Annotated in this window: 21 protein-coding genes and 1 tRNA gene; 6 read left to right on the top strand and 16 right to left on the bottom strand. The window is 66.7% G+C overall.

What is annotated here, in order from left to right:
* Nucleotides 1-70: 70 nt before the first annotated feature.
* Entirely contained in the window at nucleotides 71-1,588 is a 1,518-nt protein-coding gene (locus tag NATOC_RS02830; protein WP_015319903.1) for an amidase, read from the top strand.
* Between the two features lie 456 nt (nucleotides 1,589-2,044).
* Here the strand turns inward: NATOC_RS02830 and NATOC_RS02825 are convergent, their stop codons facing one another.
* From NATOC_RS02825 to NATOC_RS02815, 3 genes are all read right to left on the bottom strand, one after another.
* Complete coding sequence (locus NATOC_RS02825; protein ID WP_008421723.1) at nucleotides 2,045-2,239, bottom strand: cold-shock protein; 195 nt, start codon at nucleotides 2,237-2,239, stop codon at nucleotides 2,045-2,047.
* 200 nt (nucleotides 2,240-2,439) lie between these two features.
* Nucleotides 2,440-3,414, bottom strand: a complete 975-nt coding sequence (locus NATOC_RS02820) for a DUF368 domain-containing protein (protein WP_015319902.1) — start codon at nucleotides 3,412-3,414, stop codon at nucleotides 2,440-2,442.
* Between the two features lie 105 nt (nucleotides 3,415-3,519).
* On the bottom strand, nucleotides 3,520-4,311 hold the full coding sequence (locus tag NATOC_RS02815; RefSeq protein WP_015319901.1) for an N-acyl homoserine lactonase family protein: 792 nt from the start codon (nucleotides 4,309-4,311) through the stop codon (nucleotides 3,520-3,522).
* 129 nt (nucleotides 4,312-4,440) lie between these two features.
* Between NATOC_RS02815 and NATOC_RS02810 the strand changes: the two genes are divergently transcribed.
* Nucleotides 4,441-5,730 carry an NAD(P)/FAD-dependent oxidoreductase gene (locus NATOC_RS02810; RefSeq protein ID WP_015319900.1) on the top strand — a complete coding sequence of 430 codons (1,290 nt, stop codon included), beginning with the start codon at nucleotides 4,441-4,443 and terminating at the stop codon, nucleotides 5,728-5,730.
* Here NATOC_RS02810 and NATOC_RS02805 read toward each other — a convergent pair.
* The 3 genes from NATOC_RS02805 to artA form a co-directional block, all read right to left on the bottom strand.
* The gene (locus NATOC_RS02805) at nucleotides 5,727-6,191 is read right to left on the bottom strand and encodes a hypothetical protein (protein ID WP_015319899.1); all 465 of its coding nucleotides are present in this window, start codon (nucleotides 6,189-6,191) and stop codon (nucleotides 5,727-5,729) included. The genes NATOC_RS02810 and NATOC_RS02805 overlap by 4 nt on opposite strands.
* Nucleotides 6,192-6,260: 69 nt before the next feature.
* Nucleotides 6,261-6,983, bottom strand: coding sequence for a metallophosphoesterase (locus tag NATOC_RS02800; protein ID WP_015319898.1), 723 nt, complete (start codon nucleotides 6,981-6,983; stop codon nucleotides 6,261-6,263).
* Entirely contained in the window at nucleotides 6,980-7,975 is a 996-nt protein-coding gene (gene artA, locus NATOC_RS02795; protein ID WP_015319897.1) for an archaeosortase A, read from the bottom strand. The genes NATOC_RS02800 and artA overlap by 4 nt, the downstream gene beginning before the upstream one ends.
* A gap of 89 nt (nucleotides 7,976-8,064) precedes the next feature.
* Here artA and NATOC_RS02790 point away from each other — a divergent pair, with 89 nt between their 5' ends.
* Nucleotides 8,065-8,844, top strand: coding sequence for a DUF7839 domain-containing protein (locus tag NATOC_RS02790; RefSeq protein ID WP_015319896.1), 780 nt, complete (start codon nucleotides 8,065-8,067; stop codon nucleotides 8,842-8,844).
* A gap of 44 nt (nucleotides 8,845-8,888) precedes the next feature.
* On the opposite strand, the gene NATOC_RS02785 is transcribed toward NATOC_RS02790, so the two are convergent.
* The 8 genes from NATOC_RS02785 to NATOC_RS02750 form a co-directional block, all read right to left on the bottom strand.
* Nucleotides 8,889-9,086, bottom strand: a complete 198-nt coding sequence (locus NATOC_RS02785) for a hypothetical protein (RefSeq protein ID WP_015319895.1) — start codon at nucleotides 9,084-9,086, stop codon at nucleotides 8,889-8,891.
* A gap of 247 nt (nucleotides 9,087-9,333) precedes the next feature.
* The gene (locus tag NATOC_RS02780; RefSeq protein ID WP_015319894.1) at nucleotides 9,334-10,704 is read right to left on the bottom strand and encodes a flavin monoamine oxidase family protein; all 1,371 of its coding nucleotides are present in this window, start codon (nucleotides 10,702-10,704) and stop codon (nucleotides 9,334-9,336) included.
* Between the two features lie 80 nt (nucleotides 10,705-10,784).
* Nucleotides 10,785-10,964 carry a hypothetical protein gene (locus tag NATOC_RS02775; RefSeq protein WP_015319893.1) on the bottom strand — a complete coding sequence of 60 codons (180 nt, stop codon included), beginning with the start codon at nucleotides 10,962-10,964 and terminating at the stop codon, nucleotides 10,785-10,787.
* 96 nt (nucleotides 10,965-11,060) lie between these two features.
* Nucleotides 11,061-11,831 carry a proteasome assembly chaperone family protein gene (locus NATOC_RS02770; RefSeq protein ID WP_015319892.1) on the bottom strand — a complete coding sequence of 257 codons (771 nt, stop codon included), beginning with the start codon at nucleotides 11,829-11,831 and terminating at the stop codon, nucleotides 11,061-11,063.
* 6 nt (nucleotides 11,832-11,837) lie between these two features.
* Nucleotides 11,838-12,017: an RNA-protein complex protein Nop10 gene (locus NATOC_RS02765; RefSeq protein ID WP_015319891.1), complete on the bottom strand. Its 180-nt coding sequence runs from the start codon at nucleotides 12,015-12,017 to the stop codon at nucleotides 11,838-11,840.
* A complete protein-coding gene (locus NATOC_RS02760) occupies nucleotides 12,014-12,814 on the bottom strand; it encodes a translation initiation factor IF-2 subunit alpha (RefSeq protein WP_015319890.1) in 801 nt (266 codons plus the stop codon). Before NATOC_RS02760 ends, NATOC_RS02765 begins: the two co-directional genes overlap by 4 nt.
* The gene (locus NATOC_RS02755; RefSeq protein WP_015319889.1) at nucleotides 12,811-12,984 is read right to left on the bottom strand and encodes a 30S ribosomal protein S27e; all 174 of its coding nucleotides are present in this window, start codon (nucleotides 12,982-12,984) and stop codon (nucleotides 12,811-12,813) included. The genes NATOC_RS02760 and NATOC_RS02755 overlap by 4 nt, the downstream gene beginning before the upstream one ends.
* A 5-nt stretch (nucleotides 12,985-12,989) precedes the next feature.
* The gene (locus NATOC_RS02750; RefSeq protein WP_015319888.1) at nucleotides 12,990-13,271 is read right to left on the bottom strand and encodes a 50S ribosomal protein L44e; all 282 of its coding nucleotides are present in this window, start codon (nucleotides 13,269-13,271) and stop codon (nucleotides 12,990-12,992) included.
* A 118-nt stretch (nucleotides 13,272-13,389) separates the two neighbouring features.
* Here NATOC_RS02750 and NATOC_RS02745 point away from each other — a divergent pair, with 118 nt between their 5' ends.
* The 3 genes from NATOC_RS02745 to NATOC_RS02735 all read left to right on the top strand — a co-directional run bounded on the left by NATOC_RS02745 (nucleotide 13,390) and on the right by NATOC_RS02735 (nucleotide 14,302).
* Nucleotides 13,390-13,656: an HAH_0734 family protein gene (locus NATOC_RS02745; protein WP_015319887.1), complete on the top strand. Its 267-nt coding sequence runs from the start codon at nucleotides 13,390-13,392 to the stop codon at nucleotides 13,654-13,656.
* Between the two features lie 58 nt (nucleotides 13,657-13,714).
* Nucleotides 13,715-14,161, top strand: coding sequence for a GtrA family protein (locus tag NATOC_RS02740; RefSeq protein ID WP_015319886.1), 447 nt, complete (start codon nucleotides 13,715-13,717; stop codon nucleotides 14,159-14,161).
* 66 nt (nucleotides 14,162-14,227) lie between these two features.
* Nucleotides 14,228-14,302: transfer RNA gene (locus NATOC_RS02735), tRNA-Met, on the top strand.
* A gap of 177 nt (nucleotides 14,303-14,479) precedes the next feature.
* Here NATOC_RS02735 and NATOC_RS02730 read toward each other — a convergent pair.
* Nucleotides 14,480-14,983: a DUF7529 family protein gene (locus NATOC_RS02730; RefSeq protein WP_015319885.1), complete on the bottom strand. Its 504-nt coding sequence runs from the start codon at nucleotides 14,981-14,983 to the stop codon at nucleotides 14,480-14,482.
* Between the two features lie 56 nt (nucleotides 14,984-15,039).
* Nucleotides 15,040-15,474, bottom strand: a complete 435-nt coding sequence (locus NATOC_RS02725) for a DUF7555 family protein (protein ID WP_015319884.1) — start codon at nucleotides 15,472-15,474, stop codon at nucleotides 15,040-15,042.

The raw sequence follows: 15,474 nt of genomic DNA, 5'->3' as shown, positions 1-15,474 counted from the left end.
GCTCTCGCGACGGAATCGACTGCGCAGGGTCATGCTGAATCCCTTTTTGTTGTAGCGGTGATGGGTGGGTATGCCAATCCGTCCGCCGTCCGAGGACGACGTCCGGGAGCTGGGCGAGGAGCTGTTCCTCGATCTCACGCCGGACGAAGTCGAGTTCTACCACGAGCAGCTCACCGACAATCTCGAGGAGTACGAGACCATCCAGGCGTACGATCCCGAGCCTCGCGGGCCGATCACGCGAACCCGGCCCCGGAGCCCGGGAACCCGGCTCGACGACGACGAGGACCCACACAACGCCTGGGTCACCAAATGTGAGGTCGAGGGCGACGCGGAGGGGCCGCTGTCGGACTGGGAGGTCGCGATCAAGGACAACGTCGCGGTCGCCGGCGTCGAGATGACCTGCGGATCGAACGTCGTCGAGGGGTACGTTCCGAACGCCGACGCGACGGTGGTCAGTCGGCTGCTCGAGGCCGGCGCCGATATCGTCGGGAAGGCAAACATGGACGACATGGCCGTCACCCGGATCGGCCATACAGCGTTCGGCCCGATCACGAACCCCCGCGACGACGACTACCTCGCGGGCGGGTCGAGCGGCGGCAGCGCGGTCGCGGTCGTCGAGGGCGAGGTCGACGCCGCGATCGGGAGCGACCAGGGCGGGAGCATCCGGATCCCCGCCTCACTGTGTGGCATCGTCGGCCACAAACCGACCTACGGGCTGGTTCCCTACACCGGCTGTGTCGGCCTCGAGCACACCATCGACCACCCGGGCCCGATGACCCCCGACGTCGAGACGGCCGCGGAGATGCTCACCGAAATCGCCGGCAGCAACGCGGCTCACCTCCGGCGGCCGACGGACGTCCCGACCGAACGCTACCAGGACGCGCTCGACGGCGACGTCTCGGAGCTCTCGGTCGGCGTCCTCGAGGAGGGGTTCGACAAACCCAACGGCGACCCGGGCGTCGACGAGCAGGTCCGGGACGCGATCGATCACCTCGAGGAGCGCGGCGCGACCGTCGAGGAGGTCTCGATCCCGCTGCATGCCGACGCCGACACGATCCACGAGATCTGTACGAACGAGGGGCTGGTGGCCGCGATGATGGGCCAGGGGATCGGCCACGGCTGGAAGGCCTGGTACAGCACCTCGTGGGTCGAGGCCTTCGGCAAGTTCCAGCGCGCACAGGGCTATGACTTCCCCCCGAACCTCAAGCTCAAGCTGCTCCAGGGGCTGTACACCCTCAGCCGCTACCACTCCCGGTACTACGCGGCCGGGATGAACCTGATGCTCGAGCTGGCCGAACAGTACGACGCGGCCCTCGAGGAGTACGACGTCCTCGCGATGCCGACGACGGACGTGACCGCGCCCGAACACGACCCTGACCGGGACGCGTTCGATCGGCTCCTCGAGACCGACGTGCCGGCCAACACCTCGCCGTTCAACCGCACCGGCCACCCCGCCATCAGCGTCCCCGCGGGCGAGGTCGACGGGCTCCCGATCGGATTGATGCTGGTCGGCGCGCGGTTCGAGGACGCGACAGTACTCAACGCCGGCTACGCGGTCGAGCAGGCCCGGGGCGAAGCCGGAACGTAGCGGCGAGAGCGTCCTCGGTGTTCGATTTCGGGTACCGCTTCGGAGTCAGCTCGTGGGATCGCCTAGACCGCTCGTACAACCCACGTCACGTAGGAATGTAAATCAGTTAACAAACGACGGCGCTGTACATGCTCAATCACCCAGAGATAGCAATATAACTTGGACATGGGAAATATATACGGGCGATCGTACCAAATATGTGGAAAGAAAAGGCAGGAGTGCTTATCACTCAGTATGCACTACCCGGTTCGCACGTGTATTGAGCGAGTGGTTACCGGTTTCGGCGTGAAACAACCGAAGTCGTCGTGCTGGACTCACAGCGTGCATTCAGCACACCCATCAGCTTGATTCTCTCTACGGCAGTTCAAAGAGTACGAGAGCGCCAGCTACTGGGCGTAGCGTTCGAAAAATGGAGTCAATCACACGTCGCCGTATGGCGACGGTTGAAACTCGGTGTTAGTTGCGGACGACGTTGGTCGCACGCGGGCCCTTGGGGGCCTGTTCGATGTCGAAATCGATATCCTGTCCTTCTTCGAGATCGGGGCCGCCAACGTCCTCCATGTGGAAGAAAACGTCCTCGTCCGCGTCCTCAGTCGAAATGAAACCGTAACCGCCAGTGTCGTTGAAGAAATCAACCTTACCGTTTGCCATTGCTTCTAAACGGATGGGAGGGAGACAGATAACGATTCCGAGAGTGGCAGTACCATGATCATCTCTCCCCGGTCAGAGGAAGCACACACTGCTTCCGACCGAAGTCCGGGAATAGATATCCGAGAGATGGATTGTCTCTCCGTTACCTGCCTAACTGTGCATAACGACTCGGTCCGTTCGGATTTGGCAGTGAGCGATCGTCACGTGTACTCGAGGGAATCCGTCCGCCGATCGAGGACGAACACCGCGCCGGCACCGACGACGAGCGCGAGGACGACCACGGCGAGCCGTCCCGGCGTCCGGGGGATCGTCTCGGCGGCAGCCTGTTCGATCGGGAGCCGCAAGGCGCCGACCATCAGCCCGACCAAGAAGACGAGCAACGCGACGCGGTACCGGTCGAGCGCCCACGCCACTGCCCTGGCCATCGTCAGCAGTCCGAGGACGGCTCCGACCACGAAGGCGGCGATGACTGGACCGGTGTCGATTACGGGGCCGACGCCGCCACCTCGGGGAACTGCGGCGACGGCGTCCAAAAAGTCGTTCAGCGACGCCATCAGGTACTGGTACTGGCCCAGAACGTAGAGAAACGCCGCGCCGGAGATCCCCGGGAGCACCATCGCCGAGACCGCGATCGCGCCGGCGAGAACCACGACCGGGAGACTTCCGCCGCCTCCGGCGGCCGTCACGCCGCTGACGCCGAACGCCAGGACGGCGCCGACGACGCCGACGGCGCGCTGGCCCGCCGTCTCGACGGGGACGCTCCGGTAGATGACGATCGCCGAGGCGGCCATGAGAGCGAAGAAGAAGGCGCTCATCGCGACGGGATACCGCTCGAACGCGAGGGGAACCACCCGCGACACCGCGAGGACGGCGGTCGCGATACCGGCACCCAGTGCCAGCAGGAAGGGGACGTCCATCGACTCGAGGATCGTAACGAGCCGTCGCCGGCGCTGGCCCGCTCGCGCCGACCGAACCGACGCGAACGCGCGCGGATCGAGGGCCGCAAGCGCGGTGACGAGCCGTTCGTAGATCCCCGCGACGAGCGCGATCGTCCCGCCCGAGATTCCGGGCACCATATCGGCCCCGCCCATACAGATCCCCGTGAGGTAGATCCGGAGCCAGTCGCGAAGCGACGACGATCCGTCCCTCGCGGAGCGAGTCTGCTCGTCCGTCATCCGTCGGATCGGCCTCGAGGCGTCGACCGTCGGTTCATCATCGACCGCTACTGTCCGATACTACAAATTCGTTGTCACGATCGGACAGGAACGACGATCGGTGTGCTACAGCTCCCGCAACCGTTCGAGATCCCGCTCGTCGTGCCCGCAGACGATCGTGGCGTCGTGGCGCCGTTGTTCCTCCTCGAGCAGCCGGAGGCTCTCGAACCAGGCGCGTTTGGACCACAGCAGACTCCCGCCCATCGGGTGTTCGTCCTCGTAGTTCTCCCGGACGTAGGCCTGGTCGCCCGCGATCAGGACGGTGCCCGCGTCCTCGAGTTCGAGCCGAACCCCGAGCAGACCGGGCGTATGCCCCGGCAGGCGAACGAGTTCGAGGTCGCGAAAGCGCTGTTCGCGGTCGCCGTGAACGAGCTCCCAGTTGAGGTCCCGGTCGAAGTCGCCCGCGAGGTAGGCCTCGTCGCCCTCGTCGGTCTTGGCGCTGTAGTAGGCGTGTTTCAGCTCCCGCTCGTGGACGACGATCGGGACGTCGGTTCCCTCGAAAGCGTACAGCCCGCCCGCGTGGTCGAGGTGGAGGTGGCTCTGGATCACGCAGTCGATATCCTCGAGGACGTACCCCGCCGACTCGAGGTCGTCCTCGAGGGGTCGGAGCCCGGTGTGTTCGAAGGCGGCATACAGCTCTGCTGGCCAGTGACCCGAATCGGCTTCGGGGTGAGAGCCGGTGTCCCAGAGGATCGTCGCCTCGGGGTGATCGATCACGACGTTATAGACGGGGCCGTCGCCCATCGTCGCCTCGGGGTTGGGGTCGTCGGCCGTCCCCACCGTGTGGCCCTCGAGAACATGGTTGAAGTCGGTCGTGATCGTGCCGCGCTCGATCGGCATGAGGGTCGCGTCGACCATACCGGCTCCACGGTCGGCACCCGTTATAGCTGTCCGGTATCGGAGGACGTGAGCAGACTCCGATCGCCGCCCCTCGAGCCGGCTACCGCGACGGGTACGACTTTCCGTCTCGGTTTCCAACCAGGGGGTATGACCCAGACGCCGCGAGTCGCCGTCGCCGGCGGCGGACTCGCCGGACTCGTCGCCGCCCGACATCTCGCCGGGGCGGGGCTAGACGTAACGTTGTTCGAACGAGCCGAGAACGTCGGCGGCCGGGTGTGGACCCACGAGCGGAAGGGGTTCCGGTTCGATCGCGGATTCCAGGTTCTCTTCCCGTCCTACCCCGCCGTCCGAGCGGAACTGGACCTCGACGCCCTCGACCTGCGTCGGTTCGCTCCCGGCGCCTGTATCGCTAGACCGGGGAGCCGATCGACGCTCTCGGATCCGATCCGGGAGCCGAAGGCGCTGCCCGCGACCCTCGCCAGCCGGGAGGTCTCGACGGGTGACAAGCTTCGAGTCGCTCGCCTCGCCGCCGAACTCGCACGGCGGGATCCGGAGGCGATCTTCGAGACCGCCGGTTCGGACACGACGATCGAGGAGTATCTCCGCGAACGAGGGTTCTCGGATCGGTTCATCGGGAACTTCGTCGCACCCTTTTACGGCGGGATCTGTCTCGATCGGTCGCTGTCGACCTCGAGTCGGGTCTTCGAGTACACGTTCCGGACCCTGTTGACGAGCCGCGTGGCCGTGCCCGCAACCGGGATGGCCGCGATCCCCGCCCAGCTCGCCCAGGAGGCGCGGGTCGCCGGCGCCAGCATCGAGCTCGGGACCGAAGTGACCGACGTCTCGAGCGAGGGGACGAACGGCGAGTCGGCGACGGTGACCACCGCGGACGGCGAGGACGCCGCCGACGCGGTCGTCGTCGCGACCGACCCGCTCGCGGCCAGTGAGCTAACGGGCGTCGAATCGATCCCGACCGACGCGCGCTCCTGTGTCACTCAGTACTACGAGCTGCCCGGTGGAACCGACCTCGAGACCGGAAAGCGGCTTCTGTTGAACGCGACCAAGGACGGACCCAACCACGTCGTCCCCCACAGCGCGGTCGCCCCGGAGTACGCGCCCGACGGCGCGGAACTGCTCAGCGCGACGTACCTGGGCGAGCGCGAGGAGAGCGACGACGAGCTCGCGGCGATCACCCGCGAGACCCTCGAGGCGTGGTACCCCGAGCGACGGTTCGACGCGCTCGAGCCCCGCCGCACGGATCGAATCGAGTTCGCTCAGTTCGCCCAGCCACCCGGAATCTACGAGCGACTGCCCGATCCGCGGGATCCCGACGGTCCCGTCTACCTGGCGGGCGACTACACCCGCTGGTCGTCGATCCAGGCTGCGATACGAAGTGGCCGAACGGCTGCACGGGCCGTCCTCGAGGACGTCGCCTAGAGGCGATCCTGGACGGCGACCCCGTTCATCACGAGCAGGACGGTCAGCACGGCGATCTCGAAGGAGGCGAGTCCGAGCCCCCACAGCGAGAGCGCCGCGACGTTGAACGCCAGTGCGATCACCGGAGCGCTCCTCCGGATCGCTCGCAGGGAGCGTCCGATCCGGTCTCCGTCCCCTTCTACGGTTCCTCGATCGAGTCGACGATCGATTCGTCGGGCGCTCTCCCGTCCGTCGACCCGTTCGGCGCCTCCGCCGTCGGTCCGGCGGATCGGTTCGTGTCCGCTCTCGGGGTCCGGTTCGGTTCCGTCGTCCTCGTCGCGGGCCTCGTCGGGAGCCAGGAACTCGGTGCCACAGCGCCGGCAGCTAATATAGCGCTTCGAGAACGGCGTCGGATAGTCCGCCGGACAGTTCGGACAGACGAGTCGGTCCGCGACGTGGTGGGGGTCCGCGCGTTCGGCCATCGTGATATCGAACCATCTGAACGTATCGGTATATGTCTTCTTCCAGTTACAGTCACTGAATTTTATGTGTCAGTCGAGGAAGCGACGGGACTCGCCGAGCGGCGGAAACCACAGCGCCTCGCCGCTCGAGTCGTCGTAAACGGCGGGATAGCAGTCCTCGAGGTTCTCGATCAGCGGCGAGTGGAGATCCGTCGACCGGAGCCGATTGATCGTCCGCCCATCCGCGAGGCGGGTAAACGCCGGGAGGACCAGGACCCCCGCCCGGTCGGCCGTCGGAGGTGCGTACAGAAAGCACGGTCGCTTCCGGCCGTCGATCTCGATCGCCGGATGCTCGTGACCGAGGACGTACCGGCTCGTCCCAGTCGTCGCCCCCGACGGCCGTTCGTGGCCGTGACAGACGACCGTCTCCTCGTCCGCTAGCCGGTAACTCGACGCTGTCTCGCCGTCGAACGCCGACGCGAGCATCGCGTCGTGGTTGCCCGGCGTGACGGCGAGCGACGCGCCGGCGTCCTCGACGCGGTCGACGAGTTCGGCGAGCGAACGCTCGACGCCCCGGGGGATCCTGGAGAACGAGTGTAACAGATCGCCGGCGATCACGACCGTCTCGGGGTTCCGCGCGGCCAGCAGCGCCTCGAGCCGTTCGGCGACGTCGGTTGCCTCGCCAAGTGGCGCCTCGACCGGCGAGGACGCCGCTCGTCCGAGATGGACGTCGGCAAGGACGAGCGTCTCGGCGCGCGGGAAATAGACCGCCCGGTCGTCGAGTTCGAAGGGGACATCGACGGCGTCGGTCATGGCTCCCGGGAACCGCCGTCGGTCCGGGCGTCCGCATCGAGGGCCGTCTCGAGGTCGTATTCGGTCCCGGTCAGCACGAACAGCACTTCCTCAAGGGGGTCGAGGATCTCGGGAAGGATCTTGACGACGAGGTAGGTGACGCCGATCAGGGCGACGACGGCCAGCAGCTGAGAGATGTAGTTGTGCGCGACCAGATAGGAGACCCGGGTCTCCTCGGCACCCATGTAGGTCGTCATCAGGGAGACGACGACGTCCTGCTGGAACCAGCCGTGGGGGGTCGCCAGGCCGATGAAGACGTTCCGGGCGAGATTCAGCAGCCAGATGACGCCGATCGCGAGCGCGAAGGCCGTCAGCTTTCGTCGGAGGGGAGCCGCCACCGCGGCGATCAGCCCGCCGAAGATAGCCATGCTCCCGAGCCCGGTGCAGGCGAGGACGATGTAGGTGGTTCGACCCGTCGCCGTCTCCTCGGAGTCGAAGTTGAAGCGGCTCTCGTACCCGTTCACGCCCTCGTTGATCCCCGGGCTGTGACCCAGCAGCTCCATCCCGTAGTGGGTCTGGACCGCGGTGGTCTCGATCAGCCACTGGCGGACGATCGGGATCGTCTCCGCGGGCAGGTAGATCAGGCCCATCAGGGCGACGGCCTTTGTCAGCACGAACAGCGACTCCCGGCCGCTCCACAGCAGGTAGCCGGTGTAAACACACAGCGGCAGGGCAGCAAGCGCCAGGACGGTCTGGAGGGGGCTCTGGGCGTCGACGTAGTAGTACGGCACCATCGTCAGCCAGTAGGTGCCAAAGAGGAGCCAGGCGACGCCCGCAAGCGGGCGGGCGGGGACGGCGACGTCGAACCGGCGACCGAGCAGGGCGAGGCCGAAGGCGGCGATCGCGATCCAGGCCAGCGCGTCGATCGGCACGACACCCTGCAGCGTCGACGCGAACGTCGGACCGCTCGCCAGCACTCCGGGAACGTCGACCGACGGCACGGAGGGCGACATTATCGTCCTGTCCGAGGAACGCGTCCGGCATGAGTTTGTTGCCTCGGTGACTGCGTACCTTTTTTGCCGTGCTGGCGGAAACTGCCCGTATGGTCGACGTCCTCGACAACAAGCGGGCCGCGACGCGGTTTCGGATCCTCGTCCAGATCGCCGAGCGCCAGCCCGCCGTCAGCCAGGGAGAGATCGCCGAGGAAGTCGGCGTCACGAGCCAGGCCGTCAGCGAATACATCCGGGAGCTCGTCGACGACGGCCTCGTCGAGAAGGAGGGCCGCTCCCGATACCGCGTCACCAAGGAGGGCGTCGACTGGCTCTTTCAGGCCGCCGGCGACGTGCGGCGGTTCGCCGACCACGTCACCGAGGACGTCCTGGGCGCGATGGGCGAGGACACCGCGATCGCGACCGACGACCTCGAGGAGGGCGACATCGTCTCGCTGTCGATCGAAGACGGCCTCCTCCACGCCGCGCCCGGCGAGGCCGGGCCGGCGACGGGGGTCGCGACGACCGACGCCGAGGCCGGCACCGACGTCGGCGTCACGAGCTTCGAGGGCGTCATCGACCTCGAGCCCGGCTCCGTCACCGTCCTGCAGGTGCCCGCGGTTCGCGCGGGCGGCAGCCGCGAGGTCGACGCCGAGACCGTTACTGACCACTGTGCGGGCGCCGACCTCGTCCTCGCGACGGGCGTCGAGGCGGTCGTCGCCTGCCGGCAGGCCGACGCCGAGCCCGCCGCCACCTTCGCCGTCGGCGAGGTCGCGGCCGACGCGGCCGAGCGAGGACTCACAGTCGCCGTCGTCGCGACGATCGACGCGGTCGGTCGGGTCACCGACACGCTCCGGGACGCAGCGGTCTCCTACGAGGTCCTCGAGGGGTAACGGTAGAGAGGAGGACACATCGTCTTCCAACTCACCCCGTCAGATCACGCGGCGGTCGTTTCGTCTGTGAGGTCGGTTTCCGCTGCGTTCGAGCGGCTGGACAACCAGGTGCTCAGAGCCACTGCGACTCCGGTCAGAACGCCGATTCGCAGCCCGCGTTGCTTCCCGCCGACCGCGCCGGCGACGGCGGCCGCAACGACGAACGCAACGAGACCGCTTCCGAGAGCGCCTTTCGCTGCCATACGTGCACCATTCCGGAGAGAATCAAAGGCCCGTCGGTCGAGAGCCGACTGACGCACGCGGGGCTCGCGATTTCCGCGGAGGCGGACCGGCGAGGCGTCGTCTTCCCCGTTCCGTGCTTCGACACCACCACTACCGGTTGATCGATGGATCCGTGGGAGACCCGAATCGATGCGTCGCGAACTCCTCCGTTCGGACTCGACCTTCGCCAGAGAGCCCGTACTACCGACTATCGGTACGTCAGCTTCCTCAAGCCCCGCGATCGTCGAGAATTTCGTTCGCGACTCGCTCTCCCGAGCTGATCGCGCCCTCCATGAAGCCGCGCCACTCGAGGGCGGTCTCCGAGCCGGCCCAGCGGACGCGGCCGACGGGCTCGCGGAGCGCGTCGCCACAGGACGTTAGCGTCCCCGGCGTCATCGCGGCGTTGTACCCGCCCGTCGACCACCGGGTTTTCGACCAGGCCTCGTCGGCGTACGCCAGGGGCTCGGTCGCTCGCGGCCCGAAGTACCGCTCGAGTTCGTCAAGCACTCGCTCCCTGCGCTCGGCCGTCGGTCGATCGCTCCATTCGAGGGCGTCGGCCCCGGCGACGAACCCGACGAGGAGTCCCCGCTCCCCGTCGGGAACTGTCCCGTCCGCGACCTCGGTCACGATCCCGTCGGCCGAAAGCACCGATCCCGAGAGGCCGTCCTCGCGCCAGAACGGCTCCTCGTAGGCGGCGACCCACTTGATCACCGCCCCCATCGGCATCCGCTGGACCAGTCCCCGTCGACGGGCGGGCAGCGCGGGCTCATGGTCGATCTGTCCGATCAGCGGCGGTGGAACGGCGACGATCGCGTCCGAGACGGCGTAGCTCTCGTCGTCGGAGACGAGGGTGACGTCCTCGCCGCGTCGATCGATCCGTCGGACCGGTTCGTTCAGCCGGATCGCGTCGCCAAGGACGTCGGCGAGTCCCTGCGAGAGCTGCTGGGTGCTGCCGGCGAGGCGGTACTCCTGTAAGACACTGACCGACTCCTCGTCTACTTCGAGTCCGCCGGCGGCGTCGACGGCCGCGAGGAGGTACAGCAGCGAAACCGCGTTCGGTTCGACGGTGAACTCGGCCCGAACGAACGCGTCGAACGCCTCCCGGGCGGCCTCGGTCGCCATCGCCTCGTGCTTCCAGGACTCGAGGGTGGTCGCGTCCCACCTGTCGGCGTCGGGCGCCTCGGAGGGCGACTCGAGGGGGACGTCCCGGCGGAGCTCCTCGATCCGTTCGAGTGCCTCCCGCAGCTCCGCGGCCGAGTCCTCGGGGAGCGCCCGGAACCGATTCTCGTGGTCGAACAGCTCGCCCGCGACGGCGACCCGGTCGGTGCCCCCGTCGTACTGCTCGCACAGCTCGAGGTCGAACTCCTCGACCAGCGCGAGAACGCGGTCGTGGTCGGCGCCGATCCACTCCGCGCCGCGATCGATCGCGTCGCCGGTCGACAGCGATCCTGCCGCCGTCCGACCGCCGACCCGGTCCCTGGCCTCGAGGACGACGACGTCGAGGCCGGCCTCGGTCAGCTCCCGTGCCGCCGTCAGTCCGGCCAGTCCCGCCCCGACGACGCCGACGTCGTAGCGCTCGACCGTTCGAGAGTCAGCCATATGTGGGTCGTGGACCTGGGGGAAAATATCGTTCGCGGTTTCCCAGTCCGCGGCCGACCCGGGACGACACGCGGAACGCGCTACCGGTCGACGTGGGGCCAGTCCACCTCGACGACGAACTCGACTCCTCCGCAACAGCCACACGCGTTGGGTGCCTCGTACCGGCGACTGACGTCGGTACGTTCGACGACCGTACCGGCGTGTACCGTCTGACAGTCGACGCAGACGTACTTTTCCGGGAGTTCGGGGGTGTGTGCCATGTACGGAACTACGCCGGCCAGAAAAATATAGTGCGAGTGTGGATCTTCCGCGATCACACCGCTTGGCGTCCGATCCCGGGACCCGACTCGAAGCCGCTACCCGATATACCGCAGGTCGTCGTCGGTCGGCACGTCCATCTGTTGTTGTTGCTGTTCCATCTCCTGGATCTTGCCGATGACGTCTTCCATCTCGTCGGCCCGTTCGTCGAGCCGTTCGTAGTCGAGCTCGAAGCCGAGCAGCTCCTCGAGGACGTCGAGGATAGCGCGGGCGCTTTTGGGATCGACGAGGTAGCCGCTCGTCTCGCCCATCAGGCAGGCGGCCTCGAACCCGCGACGTTCGCCAAGTCCCAGCAGAAGTCCGGAGACGCCGACGATGCCACCCGCGGGTTCGTCCTCGCGGAACTCGACGCCTGCGTCCTCGTGTGGCTCGATCAGCGACTCGTCGGTGACGGCGCCGACGACGGCGTACTCCTCGATCAGCTCGCCGGTCGGGACGCCGCCGAGCGCGTACAGCTCGCTCGCGCCGAACTCCTCGGCGACGTCCAGAAACGCCGACGCCAGTACGTAGTGGCCGTCGTTCGTCTGGGCCTGGTGGTCGCCGGTCAACACGAGCAGGTCGCGACCGTCGGGCACCGAGACGGCGTGGATCTCGGCGCAGGTCAGGTCGGCGACGCCGTCCTCGATGCTCACCTTCGGCGGGAACTCCCGGGAGTAGATCCGCCGCACGAGCGTGCTCTCGTCCTCGAGCTCCTCGAGTACGTGCTCGGCCGCGAGACTGCCGACGTGTCCGACGCCGGGCAGCCCCTCGACGAGTACGGGGTCGTCCAGCTCCGCCTCGGCGACCGCGTCGATCTCGAGTTCGTCCATACCGTATCAGCGACTGCGACGTTTAAGAGCGCGTCGGTACTCGCCGTGGGCGTCCTCGGGATCGAACGGTGCCGGCGCGCTGTTTACGGCGTCGGCGCCACAGTCGGGACAGGTCGACAAAAGGGTGTACACCGGGCGGTCGTGGGCGTCGCGCCACGCCGAACAGACCCGGATGTCGGATTTCATTCGTCGTCGGTGCGACGCTCGCGGTGGAACTCGCCGGAGCCCCCCTCCTGCTCGATCGCGGCGACCGCGCGCTGGGCGCTTTCCTCGAGCTGGGCCTCGGCGGTCTTGTAGTTGGGCGCCTGGACGTTGATCCGGTACTCCGGGGCGCCGACGTAGCTAACTTCGAGGTCGACCTCGTCGGGAACCTCGCCGTTGCCCTCGGCGGCCTCCAGGGCGGTTCGGATCCCGTCGACGCCGCTAGGGGAGGCGTTCTCGAGGTCGACGTAGCCGGTGACGTTGACGTACGGCACCGAGACGTTCTCGCGGGCGGTGTCGACGATCGCCTCGACCTCCTCGGCCGAAAGATCGGTGGTCTCGAGGGCCTCCTCGCCGTGGATCGCCGCCTGCTTGAACCCGTCGTAGAGGCTCCCGTGGGCGCCGATCAGCTCGTTGGCGACGGCGGTGTAGGTCTCGTCGTCGGCGTCCTCGCCGAGCGCCAGGGCCATCCAGTTGTCGGCCTTCTGTTCGTTTTTCCACTGCTGGATCTTCTCCGAGCGCTGGTGGTCGTTGACGTCTTTGAGCGAGAGGTCGATCTGCTGGGACTCGGTGTCGACGTCGAGTACCTTGCAGACGACGATCTGGCCCTCGCGAACGTGATCGCGGACGTTCTTGATCCAGCCGCTCGCGACCTCGGAGATGTGGATCAGCCCGCGCTGGTCCTGGTACTCCTCGAGGTCGACGAAGACGCCGAAGTCCTCGATCTCGTCGATCTTGCCGACGACGAGCTCGCCGGTGTCGGGCCAGCCGCTGTATTTCATCGTGACTCGACTGTTTCGAGGATCTCGTGGTCGATTTCGGCTTTGCCGCCGGTCGGTCGCGCCAGCGTCGTTCCGCAGACGGCACACGCGACCTCCGAGGAGGCCTTGCCGAAGACGGTCTGTTCGTTCTCGCAGTCACCACAGCGAACTGAATAGAAATTTCCTGCCATTGTAATCACTCCTGGAACTCGATTCGGCCGGCGCGCCATCCCTCGCGGAGATGGGCCTTGCCACACTCGCTGCAGCGGTACTTGAGGTCGGTTTTCTTGGTGGGCTTCTCGCCGCCGGGCACCTTCGAGAAGCGACCGGAGTTACCGATCGTCGCGGTGTTGCGACGGGTTCGGCGAGCGTCCCACTTCATCCCCGAGGAGCGGCCGGTACGGGACTTCTCGACCTCGTGCTCGTGGTGTTCGTTGCAGTGCGGACAGTACGTATTGAATCGGCGTGGCATCTGCATCGTTAGCTCACTTGACGTGGGCTAAGACAGCGCTGTTTAAAACCCGTTTGGTTCGTCGCCGTCGGCGCTTCCTCGGACCTTCGAAGCGTTTAATCCCCTCTCGCGTGAACGCACCCGCATGAAGCGTCTCATCATCCACGGAGATCCCGGCATCCGGAAGGGGGCGATCGTCGACTACGACGGGACCGAAGTGGTCTGTTTCGGCGTCAGCCGAAACGGCGAGTGGCACGGCCCCGAGGAGGTCCAGCTGTGGTGTACCGTCGGCACCCAGGACGAGTTCGAGGACTTCGAGAGACGAAACTTCACGCCCCACTTCCTCGACGTCGACCGCGTCGACGCCGAGGACGTCGAGGTCGTCCGCGCGACGGCCGACCTGGAGCTGTAACGCCAGCGACCGGTCGACGACGTGTCGGTCGTGCTCGCGGCGATCCTCGACTCCGACGATGTCAGGCTCCCTCTCGGAGGCGCTTCGCGTTCGCGCCCGGGCGCTGCTGTCGGCGACCCGGTTTACCCAGTTCGCCAGCGTCGGGCTCGTCGGCGCGACCGTCGACAACGCCGTCCTCGTTTTGCTGGTCGAGCTGACCGTTCTGGGGCCCGTCCTCGCGAAGGTGATCGCCTGGGAGTTCGCGATCGCGGTGATCTTTGTGATCAACGAACGCTGGACGTTCGCGAGCCACGGCGCCTGGACGGGACGGGCGCTTGGCTGGCGCTTTCTCCGCTCGAACCTGGTGCGGTTCGCGGGCTTTCTCGTGACGCTTGGCGTGTTGACTGTGCTGGTCTACGGCTTCGACGTCTGGTATCTGGCGGCGAACGTCGTGGGGATGGGGATCGGCTTCTTCGTCAACTACACCTGTGAGAGCCTCTACACCTGGAAGGTCCACAGGGGGTGACGGCAGAAACCCACATACGGCGTCCGAATCACAACCCTTAATTAGTGCACCGCGTTACGAAGAAGTAGCGGGATGGGATAGCCAGGAGATTCCGGCGGGCTCATAACCCGCAGACCGGTAGTTCAAATCTACCTCCCGCTATATTTTTGCCGCGAGCAAGTTCGCAAGCGGCGAGTATAGCAGGTCTGAACTGGACAACCGACGTCGGCGTGGTTTAACTCTCTCGGCCGCCGTGTTTTGCTACGAACGAGCTCCCGAACGACAGCCGTAGCACTCTCGGCGCTTTGCAGCCAACTGGTGACGGGCACAGCGGACGCCCTAGGTGTCCGGCAGCAACGGCTCGTACTCCTCGTGTTCGAACGTACCAAGATCCGTCCCGTCGATCGTCTTCCAGTGGGTGTAGAGGACGTCCTCCGCTCTGGCAGCGGTGATCATCCCGCGCGCGAACGCCAGGTTGTACCGACCGGCGATCAGGATCGACCGCTCCGCGGACGGATCGATGAGCTCCGTGACCAGATACGCGTAGCCGCCGATCGAGGTGCCGTAGGCCAGATACTCGGTGAACGCGTCCGCGTCGTACGTCTCGGTGAACTCGTCGGCGTAGTTGTCGGGTACGACGTGGACCAGTCCGAACCGGTCGTCCTCGCCGACGTCGCGGCTCACGGTGTCGGTCTGTGCGGCCGGGATCGTCAGGACGTCCCATCCCTCGTCGCGTCGACTGTCGGCGACCGCGTGCATATCCTCGAGGGTCTGTTTCCAGGCCTCCGTCCTCGCGCCGCTGGAGTCACGTCGGGGGTCGACAGCGCGACTGTCGTCGGTCATAGTCTACGGTCTGGAGAGCGGGCGGTTAATTCTTTTCCGATCGTTGACGGCTCGGCTCAGATCCCGAACCCGACCTCCATCACCAGCGACAGCAACAGGACCGACACCCCGCTGAGCAACAGCTTCGTCGCCGTCGTCATGCGGCGTTTCGGGTGTGGCATCGCGACCCACCGGGCGGGAGGCAGTGCCCGGACGAACCGTCGGAACCGCGTCGAGGGCCGGCCCCCGGCTATCGACTCGCCGTCGACGTCCCGTTCGGAGGCGACGTCCTCGGGCGAGGACGGCCACAGTCGGAACGTCGCGTACGCGAGGAGGAGCCACCCGCCCAGAAACAGGAGTTCTTTCGCGCGCACGAGACCGCCCCCGGTCGCGACGCCGACGACGACGCTCGCGACGCCGGCACACAGCGTGACTGCAAGCGCGTAGGTGAGCCCGTCGATCCAGATCCGGACCCACCGCCGGAGCCGCCCGGCCGACTCGCGTGCCGCCAT

Origin of the sequence: Natronococcus occultus SP4, from assembly GCF_000328685.1 — an archaeon.
Classification (GTDB): Archaea; Halobacteriota; Halobacteria; order Halobacteriales; family Natrialbaceae; genus Natronococcus; species Natronococcus occultus.
The sequence above is the reverse complement of the archived record's forward strand: the minus strand, read 5'-3'. Positions and strand labels throughout refer to the sequence as shown.

What these genes read in the sequence shown, in the direction of transcription:
- NATOC_RS02725 (WP_015319884.1), bottom strand. Translation starts at nt 15,474, where the DNA reads ATGGCGGCACGCGAGTCGGCCGGGCGGCTCCGGCGGTGGGTCCGGATC.
- NATOC_RS02750 (WP_015319888.1), bottom strand. Translation starts at nt 13,271, where the DNA reads ATGCAGATGCCACGCCGATTCAATACGTACTGTCCGCACTGCAACGAA.
- NATOC_RS02745 (WP_015319887.1), top strand. Translation starts at nt 13,390, where the DNA reads ATGAAGCGTCTCATCATCCACGGAGATCCCGGCATCCGGAAGGGGGCG.
- NATOC_RS02820 (WP_015319902.1), bottom strand. Translation starts at nt 3,414, where the DNA reads ATGACGGACGAGCAGACTCGCTCCGCGAGGGACGGATCGTCGTCGCTT.
- NATOC_RS02785 (WP_015319895.1), bottom strand. Translation starts at nt 9,086, where the DNA reads ATGGCAGCGAAAGGCGCTCTCGGAAGCGGTCTCGTTGCGTTCGTCGTT.
- NATOC_RS02740 (WP_015319886.1), top strand. Translation starts at nt 13,715, where the DNA reads ATGTCAGGCTCCCTCTCGGAGGCGCTTCGCGTTCGCGCCCGGGCGCTG.
- NATOC_RS02805 (WP_015319899.1), bottom strand. Translation starts at nt 6,191, where the DNA reads ATGGCCGAACGCGCGGACCCCCACCACGTCGCGGACCGACTCGTCTGT.
- NATOC_RS02815 (WP_015319901.1), bottom strand. Translation starts at nt 4,311, where the DNA reads ATGGTCGACGCGACCCTCATGCCGATCGAGCGCGGCACGATCACGACC.
- NATOC_RS02760 (WP_015319890.1), bottom strand. Translation starts at nt 12,814, where the DNA reads ATGAAATACAGCGGCTGGCCCGACACCGGCGAGCTCGTCGTCGGCAAG.
- NATOC_RS02810 (WP_015319900.1), top strand. Translation starts at nt 4,441, where the DNA reads ATGACCCAGACGCCGCGAGTCGCCGTCGCCGGCGGCGGACTCGCCGGA.
- NATOC_RS02825 (WP_008421723.1), bottom strand. Translation starts at nt 2,239, where the DNA reads ATGGCAAACGGTAAGGTTGATTTCTTCAACGACACTGGCGGTTACGGT.
- NATOC_RS02800 (WP_015319898.1), bottom strand. Translation starts at nt 6,983, where the DNA reads ATGACCGACGCCGTCGATGTCCCCTTCGAACTCGACGACCGGGCGGTC.
- NATOC_RS02780 (WP_015319894.1), bottom strand. Translation starts at nt 10,704, where the DNA reads ATGGCTGACTCTCGAACGGTCGAGCGCTACGACGTCGGCGTCGTCGGG.
- artA (WP_015319897.1), bottom strand. Translation starts at nt 7,975, where the DNA reads ATGTCGCCCTCCGTGCCGTCGGTCGACGTTCCCGGAGTGCTGGCGAGC.
- NATOC_RS02770 (WP_015319892.1), bottom strand. Translation starts at nt 11,831, where the DNA reads ATGGACGAACTCGAGATCGACGCGGTCGCCGAGGCGGAGCTGGACGAC.
- NATOC_RS02755 (WP_015319889.1), bottom strand. Translation starts at nt 12,984, where the DNA reads ATGGCAGGAAATTTCTATTCAGTTCGCTGTGGTGACTGCGAGAACGAA.
- NATOC_RS02830 (WP_015319903.1), top strand. Translation starts at nt 71, where the DNA reads ATGCCAATCCGTCCGCCGTCCGAGGACGACGTCCGGGAGCTGGGCGAG.
- NATOC_RS02790 (WP_015319896.1), top strand. Translation starts at nt 8,065, where the DNA reads ATGGTCGACGTCCTCGACAACAAGCGGGCCGCGACGCGGTTTCGGATC.
- NATOC_RS02730 (WP_015319885.1), bottom strand. Translation starts at nt 14,983, where the DNA reads ATGACCGACGACAGTCGCGCTGTCGACCCCCGACGTGACTCCAGCGGC.
- NATOC_RS02775 (WP_015319893.1), bottom strand. Translation starts at nt 10,964, where the DNA reads ATGGCACACACCCCCGAACTCCCGGAAAAGTACGTCTGCGTCGACTGT.
- NATOC_RS02765 (WP_015319891.1), bottom strand. Translation starts at nt 12,017, where the DNA reads ATGAAATCCGACATCCGGGTCTGTTCGGCGTGGCGCGACGCCCACGAC.